This is a genomic window from Microvirga pakistanensis (genome assembly GCF_004458765.1).
Classification (GTDB): Bacteria; Pseudomonadota; Alphaproteobacteria; order Rhizobiales; family Beijerinckiaceae; genus Microvirga; species Microvirga pakistanensis.
In genome coordinates, this window is record NZ_SPJX01000186.1 from 110207 (window position 1) to 127415 (window position 17209).

Genomic DNA, 17209 nt, shown 5'->3' on the forward strand with positions numbered 1-17209 from the left:
TATGTCCGATGCGCAGATTGCCCAGCATGCCTTGCGTTGTCTCGATCTCACCGATCTGAGCGACAATTGCACCGATCAGGCGATCGATGTCTTGTGCAGGAAAGCGCTCGATCCGCGTGGGCCGGTCGCCGCCGTCTGCGTGTGGCCGCAATTCGTCAAGCAAGCGCAGGAGGCCTTGAGAGGCTCGCCCGTGCGCATCGCCACGGTGGTGAACTTTCCCGCAGGCGGCGAGGATGTGGAGCGTGTCACCGACGACGTGCAGGAGGCGCTCTCCGATGGCGCGAACGAGATCGATCTTGTCCTGCCGTACGATGCCGTGCGTCGTGGCGATCTGACGGTTGCGACGGACATGGTCGAGGCGGTCCGTGACCTGGTCGATCAGGGGCGGCTTCTCAAGGTCATTCTGGAGACCGGAGAGCTGAGGGATGCACAACTCATCGCGACCGCGAGCCGCTTGTCGATTGCGGCAGGCGCCGACTTCATCAAGACGTCGACCGGCAAGACACCCGTTTCCGCAACGCCGGAGGCGGCGGAGATCATGCTCGACGCCATCAAGGCATCGGGACGCGATGTGGGCCTCAAGCCCTCCGGCGGCATCCGCACCGTTGCCGATGCGAGGATCTATCTCGATCTTGCCGAGCGCATCATGGGGCCCGGCTGGGCGACACCGCAGCGATTCCGCATCGGCGCGAGCAGCGTCTACGATACGCTGATCGCCGCGATCGAAGGACGGGACGATCCTGCCGCGACCGGAGCTTACTGACATGGCGCCTCTTCCGCAGGAAATCATCCGCCGCAAGCGCGACGGCGGCACGCTCGAGGCCGACGAGATCGAGCACTTCATTCATGGGCTGACCTCGGGCGCCGTCTCGGAGGGCCAGGCGGCCTCCTTCGCCATGGCGATCTTCTTCCGTGGCCTGTCCGTGCCCGAGCGCGTCGCACTGACCCGCGCCATGATGCATTCGGGCGAAGTGCTGACATGGGACCTGCCGGGCCCTGTTCTCGACAAGCATTCCACCGGCGGCGTGGGCGACACGGTGAGCCTTGCGCTCGGCCCGGCCGTCGCAGCCTGCGGCGGCTACGTGCCGATGATCTCCGGTCGCGGGCTCGGACACACGGGCGGCACCCTCGACAAGTTCGATTCCATTCCGGGCTATGTCACGCAGCCCGACATCGACACCTTCCGGCGTGTCACGCACGAGGTGGGCTGCGCCATCATCGGCCAGACGGCGGATCTCGCGCCGGCCGACAAGCGTCTCTACGCCATTCGCGACGTGACGGCGACGGTGGAATCCATCGATCTCATCACTGCGTCCATTCTGTCGAAGAAGCTGTCGGCAGGCCTTCAGGGCCTCGTGATGGACGTGAAGTTCGGCTCCGGCGCGTTCATGAACAATGCAAAGGATGCGCGCGCCCTGGCCGAAAGCCTCGTGCTCGTCGCCAATGGCGCCGGTCTGCCGACGAGCGCCTTGCTGACCGACATGGATCAGCCCCTCGCGTCCGCCGCCGGAAACGCGGTGGAGATGGCCTATGCGGTCGATTATCTGACGGGACGCCGTCGTGAGAAGCGCTTCCACGAGGTGACGGTGGAGTTGTCCGCCGAGATGCTCGTGCTGGGCAGGATCGCTGCCGATATCCAAGAGGCCCGAACGAAGATCGAGCATGCGATTTCCTCCGGCAAGGCGGCCGAGGTCTTTCAGCGCATGGTGAAGGCCCTGGGTGGTCCCGCGGATTTCGTGGAGAGGCACGAGAAGCACCTGCAGGCTGCTCCCGTGATCCGCCCGGTTCGTGCGGAGCGCTCCGGCATCGTGCAGCGCATCGCGACGCGCGAGGTTGGTGTGGCCGTGGTGGCTCTGGGCGGCGGACGCACACGCCCGCAGGATCCGGTCGATCATGCGGTCGGCCTGACCGAACTTGCTGGGATCGGCGCCATGGTCGACGGCAATCGTCCGCTCGCCATCGTGCATGCGCGCAGCGAGGAGGCGGCCGAGGCCGCCGCGCGCATGGTGCGCGCCGCCTACACTCTGGGTGATGCGAAGGCGGAACCCGGAGCCATGATTCTCGAACGTATCGGAGCAAAGTCTTGAGCCTTCTCGTCGCCGTCACCTGGGAAACACAGCCGTGGGTCGAGCGCTTCGCGCGCTATCTCCCCGGCCGCGCAATCGTCGTGCTGGGCGAGGAGTTCGACCGGAGCAAGATCCGCTACGTGGCGACCTGGGGGCCGAAGCCGGGGAGCCTTGATCGTCTGCCGAACCTGGAAGCGATCTTCTCGCTCGGCGCGGGCGTCGATCATCTCATGGGCTATCCCGGCCTTCCCGACGTGCCGGTCGTGCGCGTGGCGCAGGATGATCTCACCCATCGCATGAGCGAATACATGGTCATGCATTGCCTCATGTATCTGCGCGACCACGCACGCTTCGCTGCCGCGCAGCGCGCCAAGCGCTGGGAAGAGGACCGTTCGCCGCCGATCGCGGCGGATGTTCGCGTCGGGATCATGGGCTTCGGCGTGCTGGGGCAGGATGCTGCCAGGAAACTCAAGATGATGGGCTTCGACGTGGCGGGCTGGAGCCGCACGCCGAAAAGCGTGGACGGCTTCACGGTCTATTCGGGCGAGGGCGGATTGTCCGAGTTCCTGGCGCGCACGGACATCCTGATCAGCCTCGTTCCGCTCACGCCTGACACGCGCGGCATTCTCAACCGCACCCTGTTCGAAAAGCTCGCACGGGACGGCAGGCTCGGCGGCCCCATTCTCATCAATGCCGGCCGCGGCGGCCTTCAGGTGGAGAGAGACATCCTCGCCTGTCTCGACGACGGAACGCTCAAGGCCGCAACCCTCGACGTGTTCGAGGCGGAGCCGCTGCCGGAGGATTCCCCGCTCTGGGAGCATCCGCGCGTGACGATCACGCCGCATAACGCAGCCGTGAGCGAGCCCGAGGCGACGGCGCGCTACATCGCGGATCAGATCCACCGCCACGAGGCGGGCGAGCTATTCCAGAACATCGTGGATCGCGCACGAGGCTATTGAGGTTATGGGGTGTCAGAGCACCCCGTAACCTTTCAATCCGTCCCACAGAAGCTTCAATGCCGTCAGCGTGAGCAACGTATAGCAGAGGCGGTAGAGCTGATTCTGATCGAGGCGCTCGTGCAGCCGGTAACCGGTCCAGACTCCGAGCGGGATGAGGGGCAGGCACAACGCCATGAGGATCCAGAGCTGCGGTCCGGGCTTCGCCAGCATCAGCCACGGCACGGCTTTCATCAGGTTTCCCGCGGCGAAGAAGCTGCTGCTCGTTCCCGCATAGACCGCCTTCGGAAGCCCGAGGGGGAGAAGATACATGGCGACGGGCGGACCGCCGGAATGAGCCACCATGGATGTGATGCCCGATGCCGTTCCGGCGATCAAAGCCTTCAGCTTCGAGCGCGGCCGCTGAACGATCCTGCCGCCGCCGCGAAACCACAGGCCCGTGAAGATCAGCGTGATCAGCGCGATGAGGATCGCGAAGGTGGACCGGTCCACTACCGTCATGAGCATGAACCCGATCGCTGTGCCGAGGCCGAGGGCGGGCACCAGCAGCGCCAGATCGATCCTCGACCAGGTCTGCGGCCGCCAGTAATAAAGCGCGAAGGCATCCATCAGCACGAAGAGCGGCGCAAGAAGCGCGCCGGCGGTGATCGGGTCCATGACGAGGGACAAAACCGGAATGCCGATGATGGCAAGTCCGCCGCCGAATGCTCCCTTCATGAAGGCGATGAGGAAGACCCCGAAGGCCGCGACGAGAAAAACGAACGGGTCGGGCACGGCGGTTGCTTACAGGCGCTTGATGGAGCTGATCGGCCCGTAGCTGGTCCTGCGGATGCGTTCCTCGGCCACCGCGAGCGGCTCGATCATCACGGTCATGCTGTGGCCGGTGGCGTGGATGAAGTTCGTCCCGTCGAGCATCAGGCCGACATGGCCTTTCCAGAACACCAGATCGCCGCGCCGGAGGCCGCTGAGATCGGGCTTGACCTCCACGGCGGTGCCGAGTTCGCTTTCCTGCATGTCGCTGTCGCGCGGGGCCTTGATGCCGGCGGCCGTCAGCGCGATCTGGGCAAGGCCTGAGCAATCGATGCCGAGGCTTGTCTTGCCGCCCCAGAGATAGGGCGTGTGCAGGAAGCGTTCGGCGACGCTCACGTAATCCGGCTCCCGCGCGTCGAGAGGGGCAAGATGGGGAGCGTAGACCCAGCCTCCATCGGCGAGGCGGGCATAGTCGCCCTCGGTGCCGGTGACGGCGAGCCTGGCGTTGAGGGTCAGGTAGTCCTGGTAGGGCAGCTTCAGGTTGGGACCCGGATAGACGAAGGTGCGGATGGCCGCGACCTTGTGCGTCGGCGCCGGCCCCGGGTTCCCCAGAGCGTCGCTCGGCAGATAGCCGACATAGCCGTCCTCGTGCAGTTGCACCCAGGCCCAGCCCTCGTGCTCGTCATAGACGCTCACGGCTTCCCCGAAGATCGCCTGCGTATCGACCGGCGCCTCCCGCGAGGGATGGCGATGGAGAGGCGCGAAGGAGGCTGTGACGCGCCTCACCGTGCCCGCCGTATAGCGCTCGGCCTCCACCTGCCCGCGAAGCCTCTCGTCGGCGAGATCGGCGCGAACGGGGGTGATGCGGCGGTCGAAACTCATCGAGACGGCTCCTTCAGAGGCGATGATGCTGTTTCCTATCGCTTCCGGCGCGAAAGCGCCAGCGACCGTGCGTCTCTCAGGACGCGTAGCGCCGCTTGAAAAGCGCATACATGAGGCGCGCGGCCTGGACCTCTCCGCCTTCCGGACGGGCCGGACGGGTCGCGCTGTTCCAGGCGAAGATGTCGAAATGCACATGCGCCTTGGCGTCGGACACGAACCGGCGCAGGAACAGGGCCGCGGTGATCGACCCGCCCATCGGGCCGCCCGTGTTGTTGATGTCGGCATACTTGGAATCGAGCTGGCTCTGGTAGGGGGCCCAGAGCGGCAGGCGCCATACCGGATCGTTCACCTCCATTCCGGTGCGGGCGATCTCGAGCGCGAGTTCCTCGTCGTCCGTGTAGAAGGGCGGAAGCTCGGGGCCGAGGGCCACGCGAGCGGCGCCCGTGAGCGTCGCGAAATCGACGATGAGTTCCGGCTTCTCCTCATCGGCCAGCGCCAGCGCATCGGCGAGGATGAGGCGGCCCTCCGCATCCGTGTTGCCGATCTCGACCGTGATCCCCTTGCGGCTTTTCAGAATGTCGCCCGGGCGGAAGGCGTTGCTGGAGATCGCGTTCTCGACGGCGGGAATGAGCACGCGCAGGCGCACAGGAAGTTTGGCGCCCATGATCATGTCGGCGAGAGCAAGCGCCGCGGCCGCACCGCCCATGTCCTTGCGCATCAGCAGCATGGACGAGGCGGGCTTGATGTCGAGCCCGCCCGTGTCGAAGGCCACGCCCTTGCCGACCAGGGTGATGCGTGGCGCATCCGCGTCGCCCCAGGTGAAGTCGATGAGGCGCGGCGCCGTCTCCGACGCACGGCCGACGGCGTGGATCATCGGGAAGTTCTGCTTCAGGAGATCGTCGCCGACGATGCTGGTGAATTGCGCGCCATGTGCGTCCGCAACCTCCCGGGCGGCCGCCTCGATTCCGTCGGGGCCGAGATCGTTCGTCGGCGTGTTGACGAGATCGCGGCTGCGGAACACCGCGTTGGCGATCCGCGTCACCTCGTCCGCGTCCACGCCTTGCGGCACGACGAGACGCACGGATTTCTCCGAGCGCTTGCGGTAGCGGGTGAAGCCATAGGAGCCGAGGATCCATGCGAGCGCGGCGAGCGCCGCGTCCGGCGCTGCGGTTTCAAAGCGATAGACGCCCTCCGGCAGAATCGTCGGGAGCTTGCCGACGGCAAAAGGATCGCGATGCCTGGCATCGTCATTCGCAAGGCCGAAGGCCACGCCGAACAGGTTGCCGTCCGCATCCGGGAGCAGGCAATGGCTGCCCGCCTTGCCCTCGAACCCTTGAGCCCTCGCGAAACCCTGCGCCACCTTCGGGAGTTGCGCGGAGATGCCGCTCCACGTGCTCTCCGTCACGAGCCAGATCGGAAGCGAGTTGTCGGCGGACGTGGCCAGAAGAGGATGGGGCATGGCTTTGACCTGCGAGAAGTGTGAGCGTTCAGCGTTGAAAATGCTGGTGCACGATGCGCGTGAGACCGGCCAGAAGAGCCTGCTGCGGGTTCTTCAGTTCGGTCGTGATGCCAAGACGGCCGAGGGCATGGGCATAAAGATCCGCGCGGGCGCGGTCGGCCAGGATGGTGACCGAGGAGGGGCGGCCGAATTGTGCGAGCGCCCCGTTGATTTCGTCGCCCGTGAGAAGGCCGGAGAGATAGGGTGCGAGCAGATTGCTCGCCATGCGCCCGGATACCACGGCGGCCCGTGCGCCGAACAGAAGGTGAAGAAGCCCCACGCGGGCAGCGCCCTGTGCGCCGCCATTGCGCTCCGCCGCATCGAGGCCCATGTCGAAGCCCTTCTGGTCGGAGGGCTCCGTCGCCGGGCGTCCGATCATGGAATGCTCGCGCAGGAGCGCATACATCTCGCCGGTCATGGAGGTGGCGAAACGCTCGATGCGCCCGCCGCGCATCAGAATCCATTTGGGATGCGTCCCGGCCGAGCACACGAGGCCGTTCTCGACGCCCGCGCCGAGTGCCAGCGTTTCCTCGCCGCGCATCACGTCCGCCGCCCCGGGAGCGGGCTCGCAGAAGAGGCCTGGAACGATATGGGCTTTGCGTCCATTGGAGAGGTCGACCGGAATCAGTGCCCGCGCGATCTCGGCGGGGCCCGCAGGGCAGGAGGCATAAGGCGCTTCCTGCCATCCCTCGCGGCTTCCGACCATGCCGACGAGCAGCACGGGCGCATTCGGCTCGGCCTCGAGCCAGCGCCCGCATTGCCGCAGGAACACGTCGCGGTGCTGTCCCTTCTGGAGAGCGGAGACGCCCTCGTCCGACGAGACCTGGTCGAGAATGGTTTCGTTCTCGATCAGGTAGCCACGAAAGCGGGTCGTTCCCCAGTCGGCCACGATGAAGCGCACGGCGTCGATCCTTGTTTCACCCCGTCAACAGCTAACAGAGCGGGGCTTCAGCGCGTTCCATACATGCGGTCGCCGGCATCGCCCAGACCCGGCACGATATAGCCGTGGTCATTGAGGCGCTCGTCGATGGAGGCGGTCCAGATATGCACGTCCGGATGGGCGCTGCGCAGCCGCTCGATACCCTCGGGCGCCGCCAGCAGGCAGACGAAGCGAAGGTCCTTTGCGCCGCGCTCCTTCAGGCGCTCGATGGCGGCCACGGCCGAGTTGGCGGTGGCGAGCATCGGATCGAGCACCAGCACCATGCGGTCGGCGAGATCCGACGGAGCCTTGAAGTAGTATTCCACGGCCTGGAGCGATTCCGGATCGCGGTAGAGGCCGATATGCGCCACGCGCGCTGCGGGAACGAGGGTGAGCATGCCGTCGAGGAAGCCGACGCCCGCCCGCAGGATGGGGGCGAAGACGAGCTTCTTGCCGGCGATCTGCACGCCTTCCATCCTGGTGAGCGGCGTGTCGATCTCGATGCGCTCCATGGGCAGGTCGCGGGTGACCTCGTAGCAGAGGAGCATGCCGATCTCGTTGAGGAGCTGGCGGAACCCTTTGGTGGAACGCTGCTTGTCGCGCATCAGGGTCAGCTTGTGCTGAACCAGCGGATGACCGACCACCGTCACGCCTTCCATGCTCATTCCTCCCTCGGTCGTCATAGGCTCAATCATCAAAACACCGTTCCGTCACTGATCACGCTGAGAGGCGGCGAACCGTCGCCGCGTTTCTCCTTGGCCAACCGGCGCCCTGTCGCCCAGGTGCCGCCTTCGAGCGCCTTCGCGAGGGGAAAGTCCTCAGCGGAAAACCCGAGCCGGGCGCGGATCGGATCGGCAATGCGGTCCAAAAGGGCAACCGTCAAGGCCCGCCATTCCACGACGAGGCTGGAATCCACCGCATGTGCGCGGCGTGCGTCTTCCGAGTCTTTCAGGGCGATCACGCCGGTATCGAGAAACAGGCCGCCATTGCGGTATTCCGGCAGGCCGGTGAGACCGTTGATGTCGGTGACCGTGTAACCCGCCCATTCCAGGGGCTCGATCAGCGAATAGGAAAGCCACTGGGACAATTTGTGGAAGGGGATGAGGCCCTTCGTGGCGTCGGGCGCCTCGACCAGGGGGTGGCGCCAAGTATCCCCGAGATCGACGCCGCCCAAAGTGATCCGGCCGGGCCAGATCGGACCCAGATGGGTGAGAAGCGCCTCGAGGATCGATGGAGCCGTGACCGTCTCGTCCTCGGCGCCCGCCACGATCACATCGACGAGGCCGCCGGGGCGGGGATCGTCCACCTGTCCGAAGATGTCCGGGTTCGTGGCCACCACCCGCCCGAGGCGGTTCAGAAGGGCGGCGCGCCCCTCCAGCCCGACGAGCGGATTGTCCGCCGAGACCTGGAAGCCCTCGGCCAGATCCTCAGGCGTCAGGGCCATCAGCACGTCCGCGTCGACGCGGAAGGGATCTTCCGGCCTGCTCGAGAACGCCCCGCTCACGAACATGTCGAGGCTCGCCACCGCCAGGCCCTCGGAGCGGGCGTAGGTCTCCCCCGTGCGGCCCTCCTGATAACGCCATTGCGGGCCCGCGCCCGCATCGAGCAGCACGGACACGATGGCAAGGTCGAAGGCGGAGCGCGCCATCTCGCCCGCATTCGACCACCGCGCGCCGTGCATCACCGCCCCCCAGCGGTCATGGCCGCCGGCCGAGAAATGCCGCCAGCGCGCGTGGAAGGGGATCTCCAGGGACGGATAGGCCTCGCGGATCGTCGCCACCACCTCGTCGGCGCAGGCCTCCAGGCGGCTCAAGTTCACCGTGAAATGCTGCAGACGGCCTTCGAGGCCCGCCTCCAGCAGCTGGTGGGACCGCTCGCGCACTGCCGCTGCCGTCAGGAGCTTGCGGGCGGCTTGGGTCTCGGGGGACAAATCAGGCTGGTCCGTCAAGCGTGTCTCCGGGGCTCTCAAGTGGAGAAGCGATAGCATAGACTCAGCGCCGCCAGCACTTGCAAGCCCAGCCGGTTGTGGAGAAGGTTAAAACCGCTCGAGGTCGCGGCCTTTCACCCGGTCCAGTTCCGCCGTGTCGGGCGCACCGTCCGGTGTGTAATAGCCCGCAGCCTTCTTGGCTTCGAGCTCGACCTGAGCATCCGGGGGCACCAGTTCCGGCGGGATCGGCACGCGCTCCACCACCTCGATGCCGGAGCCGGTGATGGCGTCGTATTTCATGTTGGACATGGACATGAGCCGGTCGATACGGCGGATGCCGAGCCAATGCAGCACATCGGGCATGAGCTGCTGGAAACGGGCGTCCTGCACGCCCGCTACGCATTCCGTGCGCTCGAAATAGGTGGCGGCGGAATCGCCCCCCTCCTGGCGCTTGCGCGCATTGTAGACGAGGAACTTGGTGACCTCGCCGAGGGCTCGGCCCTCCTTGCGGTTATAGGCGATCACGCCGACGCCGCCGCTTTGAGCCTCTTTCACGCATTCCTCGATGCCATGCACGAGATAGGGCCGGCACGTGCAGATATCGGAGCCGAACACGTCCGAGCCGTTGCACTCGTCGTGCACGCGGCAGGCAATGCGGGTTTTCGGATCGCTCAGGCGGGTCACGTCGCCGACGACATACACGGTCGTGTTGCCGATGGGCGGCAGGAACACGCTCATGTCGGGACGCGTCACGAGTTCCGGGAACATGCCGCCGGTCTGCTCGAACAGGGTGCGGCGGAGCTCGCCCTCGCTGCAGCCGAAGCGTTCCGCGATGCCCGGCAGATACCAGACGGGATCGACCGCGATCTTCGTCACCGAGATGTCCCCGGATTCATGCAGGAAGCCGCCGTCCGCCGTCAGGCGCTTCGCACCCATGGCGGCCAGGATTTCCGGCATGTTGAGGCGCGCCTTCGTCACGGCGATGCTGGGGCGGATGTCGAGGCCGCCTGCGATGTCGTCCCCATAGACGTCGCCGACGAGATGGCCCCAGGGGTCGAGGGACACGATCCTGCCCGGATCGGACCATTGCGGATGGGGACCGATCTCGGCGGTGGGATGCGTGTTGCGCAGATCGGGCCGGGAGAGCGGATTGAGGGCGCGCGCCGAGATCGCCAAGGCCCGGTAGAGCGAATAGGAGCCGCCATGCGCGCCGATCACGTTGCGGTCGCCGGGATTGGTCACGGTGCCGATGATCGGCCCGCGTTCTTTGGGGTCCTGGGCCCCCCATTTGATCGGATGCTTGATGGTGCCTGCATTCGGCTCGGGATGGGAGGTGAGCCGAATATGGGTCGAGCGGTTAGGCGTGCTCATGAATGATCTTCCACGCGAGAACGGGAAGACTCCCCCAACGATCGTCAGGAAAGTCTCCTTACGATCCTTGGCAGACTGGGCCAAAGTCGCGGTGCCGTCAACGGCTTAAGATTGTCCGGTCGTGTAGCCGGATCATCCCGTCATCCCCGGACTTGTTCCGGGGATCCACGTCTTTGAGGCGTGGCGGTTCTCAAGGCGTGGACGGCCGGGTCAAGCCCGGCCATGACGAGAGGGGTCAAATCCAGGATCGCCCCTTGCCGGGATTGACGACACCCAGATGGGCCAGGACGCTCGCCCCGATATCGGCAAAGCTCTCGCGTCTTCCGATGCTGCCTGGCTTGACGCCGGGTCCGAAGCACAGGATCGGCACATGCTCGCGCGTGTGGTCCGTCCCGTGCCAGGACGGGTCGTTGCCGTGGTCGGCCGTGATGATGACGAGGTCGCCTTCCTTCAGCACGGCCTCGATTTCGGGCACGCGCCTGTCGAAGGCCTCGAGCGCCGCCGCATAGCCGGGAATGTCGCGGCGGTGGCCGAACTCGCTGTCGAAATCCACCAGATTGGCAAAGACGAAGCCACCCTCAGGCAGAGTCCGCATGGCGTCGATGGCGGCGGACAGGCAGGCATCGTTGCCGTTGGGCTTCACCTCCGTGCCGGTGCTGCGATGGGCGAAGATGTCGCCGATCTTGCCGACGGTCACCACCGCGTGGCCGGCCTCGGTCAGCGTGTCGAGGATGGTGGCGGCGGGCGGAGGTGTCGCGAAATCCTTCCGGTTGCCCGTGCGTTTGAAGCCGGTCTCCGGGGTGCCCTGGAACGGCCGCGCGATCACGCGGCCGATCTTGTACTCGTCGCACAACTCGCGTCCGATCCGGCAGAGATCATAAAGGCGCTGAAGGCCGAAGAACTCTTCATGTGCGGCGATCTGCAGCACGCTGTCCACGGACGTGTAGCAGATCGGCTTTCCGGTGCGCAGATGCTCCACCGCGAATTCCTCGATGATGGCGGTTCCGGAGGCGTGCTTGTTGCCGAGGATCCCGGGCAAGTGGCCGCGCTCGATGAGCGCGTTCGTCAGCTTCTCCGGGAAAGCCGGAACCGTGTTGGGGAAATACCCCCAGTCGAAGTCGACCGGAACGCCGGCGATCTCCCAATGGCCGGACGGAGTGTCCTTGCCGTTGGACGTTTCGACGCCGTAGCCCCAGGCTCCCCTGACGGCCTCCCGTGGCGCGAGATTCGGCGGCATGCGGCCCGTGGAGGCCTCGCAGGCCAAGCCCAGTCCCGAGGCGCTCATGAACGGCAGGTGGAGCGGACCCTGGCGCAGGCCGGGCTGGTCGCCCCGTCCCTCAGCGCAGGCCTCGGCGATGTGGCCCACGGTGTCGGATCCGGCATCGCCATAGGCGGCCGCATCTTCCGCTCCGCCGATGCCGACGGAATCGAGCACGATGAGGAGAGCGCGAGCCATGGAAGCTGGTCCTTCAAGCCGTTGGAATCACGATTGATACGGCATCAGTGCGGAAGATGCGATGCCTCAGTCCGGTGAGGGTGCCCCCCATGATTGTGCCCCTCGTGGCGATGGTCGTGCCCATGATCGTGATGGTCAAGGGGACATTCGTGGCCGTGATCGTGGCCGCCGGAGGCATGGACCTCGATCTGCAGGGTCGCATGGCCGATCCCGAACCGCTCCTTGAGCTCATGCTGCGTCTCCGCGAGGAAACGATCGCCCGGATGGCCTTCCGGCATGACGAGGTGCGCCGTCAACGCGGTCTGGGTGGTGCTGATGGCCCAGATGTGCAGATGGTGGACGCGGGCAACGCCAGGGCGCTCCGTGAGCATTCCTCGCACGTCCGCCAGGGAAATTCCGCTCGGCACGCCCTGCAGCGAAAGCCTGAGCGATTGCCGCAGCAGGTCCCAGGTGCCCCAGACGATCACGGCCGCGATCACGAGGCTGAGGACCGGGTCGATCCAGGTCGCGCCCGTCCAGAGAATGGCGAGGCCGCCGAGCACGACGCCGAGGGACACGGCGGCATCCGCGACCATGTGCAGGAACGCGCCACGGATGTTGAGATCCTGGTGTCCGCTCATGAAGAGAAACGCCGTGAAGCCGTTCACCACGATGCCGATGCCGGCCACCGCCATCATGGTTCCGGCCAGGACGGGCGCGGGCTCGATGAGCCGCTGCACGGATTCCCACACGATCCCGCCGACGGCCACCATGAGCAGGAGCGCATTGAGAAGGGCCGCGAGAATGGAGCTCGAGCGCAAGCCATAGGTATAGCGCTCGTTGGGCTCGCGCCGGGACAGGATCGCAGCGCCCCAGGCGACCGCAAGGCCGAGGACGTCGCTGAGGTTGTGCCCCGCATCCGACAGGAGCGCCATGGAATCCGCGTAGAATCCGTAGCCTGCCTCGACGGCCACGAAGGCGAGGTTCAGCACGATGCCGATGGCGAAGGCGCGGCCGTGGCCGACCTCATGGGTATGGTGATGGCCGTGCTGGGAATGGCCCGCGGAATGGTGATGGTGAGCCTGCATGATCGAAACGCGTCACTGCCGGACGGCGGTTGCACCCACCGTCTCGAGATTGAAGGCGGCCGCGAAGAGGGCCTGTGTGTACTCCGTGCGGGGAGCGGCGAAGATGCTCTCCGCCGGTCCCTCTTCGACAACCTTGCCGTTCTGCATCACGATCACGTGGTTCGCCAGCGCGCGCACCACCTTCAGATCGTGGCTGATGAACATATAGGCGAGGTCGCGGCGCTTCTGCAGATCGCGCAGCAGCTCGACGATCTGCGCCTGCACGGACATGTCGAGCGCCGAGGTAGGCTCGTCCAGCATGATGAATTGCGGCTCGAGCGCCATCGCGCGCGCAATGGCGATGCGCTGGCGCTGTCCGCCGGAAAACTCGTGCGGATAGCGGTCCATGGTGGCGGGATCGAGCCCCACGTCGTGCAGGGCTTTCGCCACCACGTCGCGGCGCTGCCGGTAGTTCAGGCCCTTGTCCTGAACGAGCAGGCCCTCCTCGACGATCTCCGCGATCGACATGCGCGGCGAGAGGGAGCCGTAAGGGTCCTGGAACACGACCTGCAGATCCTTGCGCATCGGGCGGATCTCCCGCCCGCGCAGGCCGTCGATGCGGTTTCCGAGGAACACGATGGGGCCTTCGGACTGGACGAGGCGGAGGATCGCCAATCCCAGCGTCGTCTTGCCCGATCCGGACTCGCCCACGACGCCCACCGTTTCGCCCCGCCGCACGCGCACGGACACGCCATCGACAGCCTTCACGTGACCGACGGTTTTCTGAAAGAAACCGCGCTTGATCGGGAACCACACCTTGATAGGGCCTGCCTCGACGATGGTCGGCGCGTCGGCAGACAACGGATTGGCGCGGCCTTTCGGCTCCGCGGCCAGAAGACGCTGCGTGTAGGCGTGCTGCGGATTGCGGAATACCTCCGCGGTCGTGCCATGCTCCACGATCCGGCCGCCCAGCATGACGCACACCCGGTCGGCGATCTTGCGCACGATGCCGAGATCGTGGGTGATGAAGAGCATGGACATGCCGAGCTTGGCCTTCAGCTCGGCGAGCAGCTTGAGAATCTGCGCCTGCACGGTCACGTCGAGCGCGGTCGTCGGTTCATCCGCAATGAACAGGTCGGGCTCGTTGGCGAGCGCCATGGCGATCATCACGCGCTGGCGCTGGCCGCCCGAGAGCTGGTGCGGATAGGCTTTCAGGCGGCTTTCCGCGTCGCGGATGCCGACAAGCTGCAGCAGCTCCAGGGTGCGGGCGCGCGCCTCCTTCTCCGAGAGGCCGCGATGGAGCCTCAGGATTTCGCCGATCTGCCGGTCGATGGTTTGGAGCGGGTTGAGCGAGGTCATCGGCTCCTGGAACACCATGGTGATGTCGTCGCCGCGCACCCGGCGCATCTCGTCTTCGCTCAGGCCCATCAGGTCCTTGCCCTTGAACAGGATCCGGCCGGACGGGTGATGCGCGGACGGGTAGGGCAGGAGCTTGAGCACGGAGAGCGCCGAAACGGACTTGCCCGATCCCGACTCGCCCACCAGCGCCACGGTCTCGCCGGGCATGATGTCGAAGGAGACGCGGTCCACCGCCAGCATGTCGCGCTCGCCCTGGCGGAAGGCGACGGAGAGATCTTGGACGGAGAGGAGGGGCTCTGTCATCGGAACGTCTTTCTCGGGTCGAAGGCGTCACGCACGGCTTCGCCGATGAAGATGAGAAGGCTGAGCATGAGGGCGATCACGAAGAACCCCGCAAGGCCGAGCCACGGTGCCTGGAGATTGGCCTTGCCCTGCGCGAGCAATTCGCCCAGCGAGGGCGAGCCGGGTGGGAGGCCGAAGCCGAGGAAGTCGAGGGAGGTGAGCGTCGTGATCGAGCCGTTGATGATGAAAGGCATGAAGGTGAGCGTCGCGACCATCGCGTTCGGCAGGAGATGCTTGAACATGATGGTGGCGTTCGACAGCCCCAAGGCGCGCGCGGCGCGCACATATTCGAAGTTTCGCGCCCGCAGGAACTCGGCGCGCACGACGCCCACCAGAGACACCCAGGAGAAGAGCAGCAGGATGCCGAGCAGCACGAAGAAGCTCGGCGTGATGATCGACGAGATGATGATGAGCAGGTACAGCGAGGGGATGGCGGTCCAGATCTCGATGAAGCGCTGCGCGATCAGATCGATCCATCCTCCGTAATAGCCCTGCACCGCGCCCGCGAGGATGCCGATGACGGACGAGATGCCCGCGAGGATCAGGCCGAACAGCACGGAGATGCGAAAGCCGTAGATGAGGCGCGCCACCACGTCCCGGCCCTGATCGTCCGTGCCGAGCCAGTTCCATTCGATGTCCTTGCAGCCCGTGCCGCCGTTCCGCTCCGCGATGGGGCGGCATTGCTCGTCCGTGAGCATCCAGGTCGGCGGGGCTGGGGCGGGAACCGGAAGGTCGAGGTTGTGCGTGTTGTAGGAGAACCGGACCGGCGCCCAGAGCATCCATCCGTTCTCCTGGATCTCCTTCGCGATCACGGGATCCCGGTAATCGGTCTGCGCCAGGAAGCCGCCGAATTTTTCCTCCGGGTAATCCACGAAAGCCGGGTAGAGCCATTCGCCCTTGTAGGAGGCGAGGATCGGCTTGTCGTTGGCGAGGAGCTCGGCGAACAGGCTCAGGACGAACAGAATCGTGAAGATCCAGAACGACCACCAGCCTCGGCGGTTCGCCTTGAAATTCTGCAGCCGGCGCCGGTTGAGGGGCGAGAGCCTGATGAAACCCTGGCGCGGCAGCGGCGGCGCGACAGGGGAGGCAGCCGGAGAGACGACGGGCACGTTCTCGTTCATCTCACGCCTCCCGTGTCTCGAAATCGATCCTCGGATCGATCCAGGTATAGGTCAGGTCGGAGAGCAGGTTCACCACCAATCCCAGCAGGGAGAAGATGTAGAGATTGGCGAAGACCACGGGGTAATCGCGGTTCACGATGGATTCGAAGGAGAGCAGCCCCAATCCGTCGAGGGAGAAGATCGTCTCGATGAGGAGCGAGCCTGCGAAGAAGGCGCTGATGAAGGCCCCCGGGAAACCTGCGATCACGATCAGCATGGCGTTGCGGAAAACGTGGCCGTAGAGCACCTGTCTCTCGGACAGGCCCTTCATGCGCGCGGTGAGCACGTATTGCTTGCGGATCTCGTCGAGGAACGAGTTCTTCGTGAGCAGGGTCGAGGTGGCGAAAGCGCCGAGCGCCATCGCGGTGATCGGCAGCACCAGATGCCAGAAGTAATCGGCAATCTGCATGTACCAGGGCATGAACGCCCAGTTCTCGGAGGTCAGGCCGCGCAGGGGGAAGAGCTGCCAGAACGAGCCGCCGGCGAACAGCACGATGAGCAGGATCGCGAACAGAAAGCCCGGGATCGCATAGCCGATGATGACGACGGCCGACGTCCAGATGTCGAAGGATGAGCCGTCGCGCACCGCCTTCTTGATCCCGAGCGGGATCGAGATGGCATAGGACAGGAGCGTCATCCATAAACCTAGGCTGATCGAGACCGGCAGCTTCTCCTTGATCAGCTCCAGAACCGAGATGTCGCGGAAATAGCTCTTTCCGAAATCGAAGCGCGCATAATCCCACAGCATCTTGAAGAAGCGCTCGTGGGCAGGCTTGTCGAAGCCGAACTGCGCCTCGAGCTGCTTGATGAATTGCGGGTCGAGACCTTGAGCCCCGCGATAGCGGGACGAGGACGCGTCGCCTCCGCCGCCGGGACTTTGGTTACCGCCCGAGAAATCGCCTCCGCCGCCGGAGACGCGCGAGGCCGCACCGGAATCCTGCCCCTGCAGCTGCGCAATGATGCGCTCGACAGGGCCGCCGGGGGCGAACTGCACGAGCACGAAGGAGATGAGCATGATCCCGAGGATGGTGGGGATCATGAGGAGGATACGGCGTGCGATATAGGCCAGCATCAAGCGCCTGCGCGGTTGCGGCCGATGGGGCCGAGATGGGTGTCGCTGAAAGCGGTGGCGTATTTCAATCCATATCCCAACATGCGGTCGAACCCGATATGCGCCGCCCAGATGACGGCAATCCCGAGGAAGAGAGGGGCGTCCAACGCCAGCCCAACACCCAGCACGGCCGCGGGACCCAGGATGGTGTGGGTGGCATTGTAGATGGCGGCCCCCGTTTTAGGCCCTGCCAGATACCCTGCAAAGCTCAGATCCGGGCTGAAGAACAGGATGGCATAGAGCCACCAGGAGAGCCCGGTTTGGAAAAAGACTCCTGTGCCGAGGAGGAACAGCGCCAGGCCTTCCAGACGCAGGAGCAGGCGGGGCGTGCCCGCCACGGCCGGGGCCGTCATGATCGTGTCCAAA

At 65.6% G+C, this 17209-nt stretch carries 16 protein-coding genes; 3 read left to right on the top strand and 13 right to left on the bottom strand.

All coding sequences use genetic code 11. The annotated features are described in order from the left end of the window. Position 1: 1 nt before the first annotated feature. The 3 genes from deoC to E4K09_RS11395 are packed head-to-tail and all read left to right on the top strand — an operon-like array spanning position 2 to position 3025. Positions 2-763, top strand: coding sequence for a deoxyribose-phosphate aldolase (gene deoC / locus E4K09_RS11385; RefSeq protein WP_134497022.1), 762 nt, complete (start codon positions 2-4; stop codon positions 761-763). Between the two features lies 1 nt (position 764). Beyond that, positions 765-2087 (top strand): thymidine phosphorylase, encoded by a 1323-nt coding sequence (gene deoA, locus E4K09_RS11390; protein ID WP_134497024.1) that lies wholly within the window; start codon positions 765-767, stop codon positions 2085-2087. Then, the gene (locus tag E4K09_RS11395; protein ID WP_134497026.1) at positions 2084-3025 is read left to right on the top strand and encodes a 2-hydroxyacid dehydrogenase; all 942 of its coding nucleotides are present in this window, start codon (positions 2084-2086) and stop codon (positions 3023-3025) included. The genes deoA and E4K09_RS11395 overlap by 4 nt, the downstream gene beginning before the upstream one ends. A 12-nt stretch (positions 3026-3037) precedes the next feature. Here E4K09_RS11395 and E4K09_RS11400 read toward each other — a convergent pair whose 3' ends face one another. The 13 genes from E4K09_RS11400 to E4K09_RS11460 all read right to left on the bottom strand — a co-directional run bounded on the left by E4K09_RS11400 (position 3038) and on the right by E4K09_RS11460 (position 17196). Next, entirely contained in the window at positions 3038-3739 is a 702-nt protein-coding gene (locus tag E4K09_RS11400) for a sulfite exporter TauE/SafE family protein (RefSeq protein WP_134497173.1), read from the bottom strand. Positions 3740-3805: 66 nt separating this feature from the next. Continuing rightward, the gene (locus E4K09_RS11405; RefSeq protein WP_134497028.1) at positions 3806-4654 is read right to left on the bottom strand and encodes a C40 family peptidase; all 849 of its coding nucleotides are present in this window, start codon (positions 4652-4654) and stop codon (positions 3806-3808) included. Positions 4655-4730: 76 nt separating this feature from the next. Then, positions 4731-6113, bottom strand: coding sequence for a leucyl aminopeptidase family protein (locus E4K09_RS11410; protein WP_134497030.1), 1383 nt, complete (start codon positions 6111-6113; stop codon positions 4731-4733). A gap of 28 nt (positions 6114-6141) precedes the next feature. Continuing rightward, the gene (locus E4K09_RS11415; RefSeq protein ID WP_166802269.1) at positions 6142-7053 is read right to left on the bottom strand and encodes a 2-dehydro-3-deoxygalactonokinase; all 912 of its coding nucleotides are present in this window, start codon (positions 7051-7053) and stop codon (positions 6142-6144) included. Positions 7054-7100: 47 nt separating this feature from the next. Continuing rightward, positions 7101-7736, bottom strand: coding sequence for a uracil phosphoribosyltransferase (gene upp, locus E4K09_RS11420; RefSeq protein WP_134497034.1), 636 nt, complete (start codon positions 7734-7736; stop codon positions 7101-7103). 29 nt (positions 7737-7765) lie between these two features. Continuing rightward, a complete protein-coding gene (locus tag E4K09_RS11425) occupies positions 7766-9019 on the bottom strand; it encodes a URC4/urg3 family protein (RefSeq protein ID WP_244610452.1) in 1254 nt (417 codons plus the stop codon). 87 nt (positions 9020-9106) lie between these two features. Further along, positions 9107-10369: a GTP cyclohydrolase II gene (locus E4K09_RS11430; protein WP_134497038.1), complete on the bottom strand. Its 1263-nt coding sequence runs from the start codon at positions 10367-10369 to the stop codon at positions 9107-9109. A 235-nt stretch (positions 10370-10604) separates the two neighbouring features. Continuing rightward, a complete protein-coding gene (locus E4K09_RS11435) occupies positions 10605-11825 on the bottom strand; it encodes a phosphopentomutase (protein WP_134497040.1) in 1221 nt (406 codons plus the stop codon). Positions 11826-11869: 44 nt separating this feature from the next. Further along, positions 11870-12892 carry a cation diffusion facilitator family transporter gene (locus E4K09_RS11440; protein ID WP_134497042.1) on the bottom strand — a complete coding sequence of 341 codons (1023 nt, stop codon included), beginning with the start codon at positions 12890-12892 and terminating at the stop codon, positions 11870-11872. A 12-nt stretch (positions 12893-12904) separates the two neighbouring features. Next, entirely contained in the window at positions 12905-14533 is a 1629-nt protein-coding gene (locus E4K09_RS11445; protein ID WP_134497044.1) for an ABC transporter ATP-binding protein, read from the bottom strand. Beyond that, a complete protein-coding gene (locus tag E4K09_RS11450) occupies positions 14530-15693 on the bottom strand; it encodes an ABC transporter permease (protein WP_134497046.1) in 1164 nt (387 codons plus the stop codon). The genes E4K09_RS11445 and E4K09_RS11450 overlap by 4 nt, the downstream gene beginning before the upstream one ends. 1 nt (position 15694) lies before the next feature. Beyond that, positions 15695-16804, bottom strand: coding sequence for a microcin C ABC transporter permease YejB (locus E4K09_RS11455; protein WP_134497048.1), 1110 nt, complete (start codon positions 16802-16804; stop codon positions 15695-15697). Further along, entirely contained in the window at positions 16804-17196 is a 393-nt protein-coding gene (locus E4K09_RS11460; RefSeq protein ID WP_134497050.1) for a DUF4260 domain-containing protein, read from the bottom strand. Before E4K09_RS11460 ends, E4K09_RS11455 begins: the two co-directional genes overlap by 1 nt. Positions 17197-17209 lie beyond the last annotated feature (13 nt).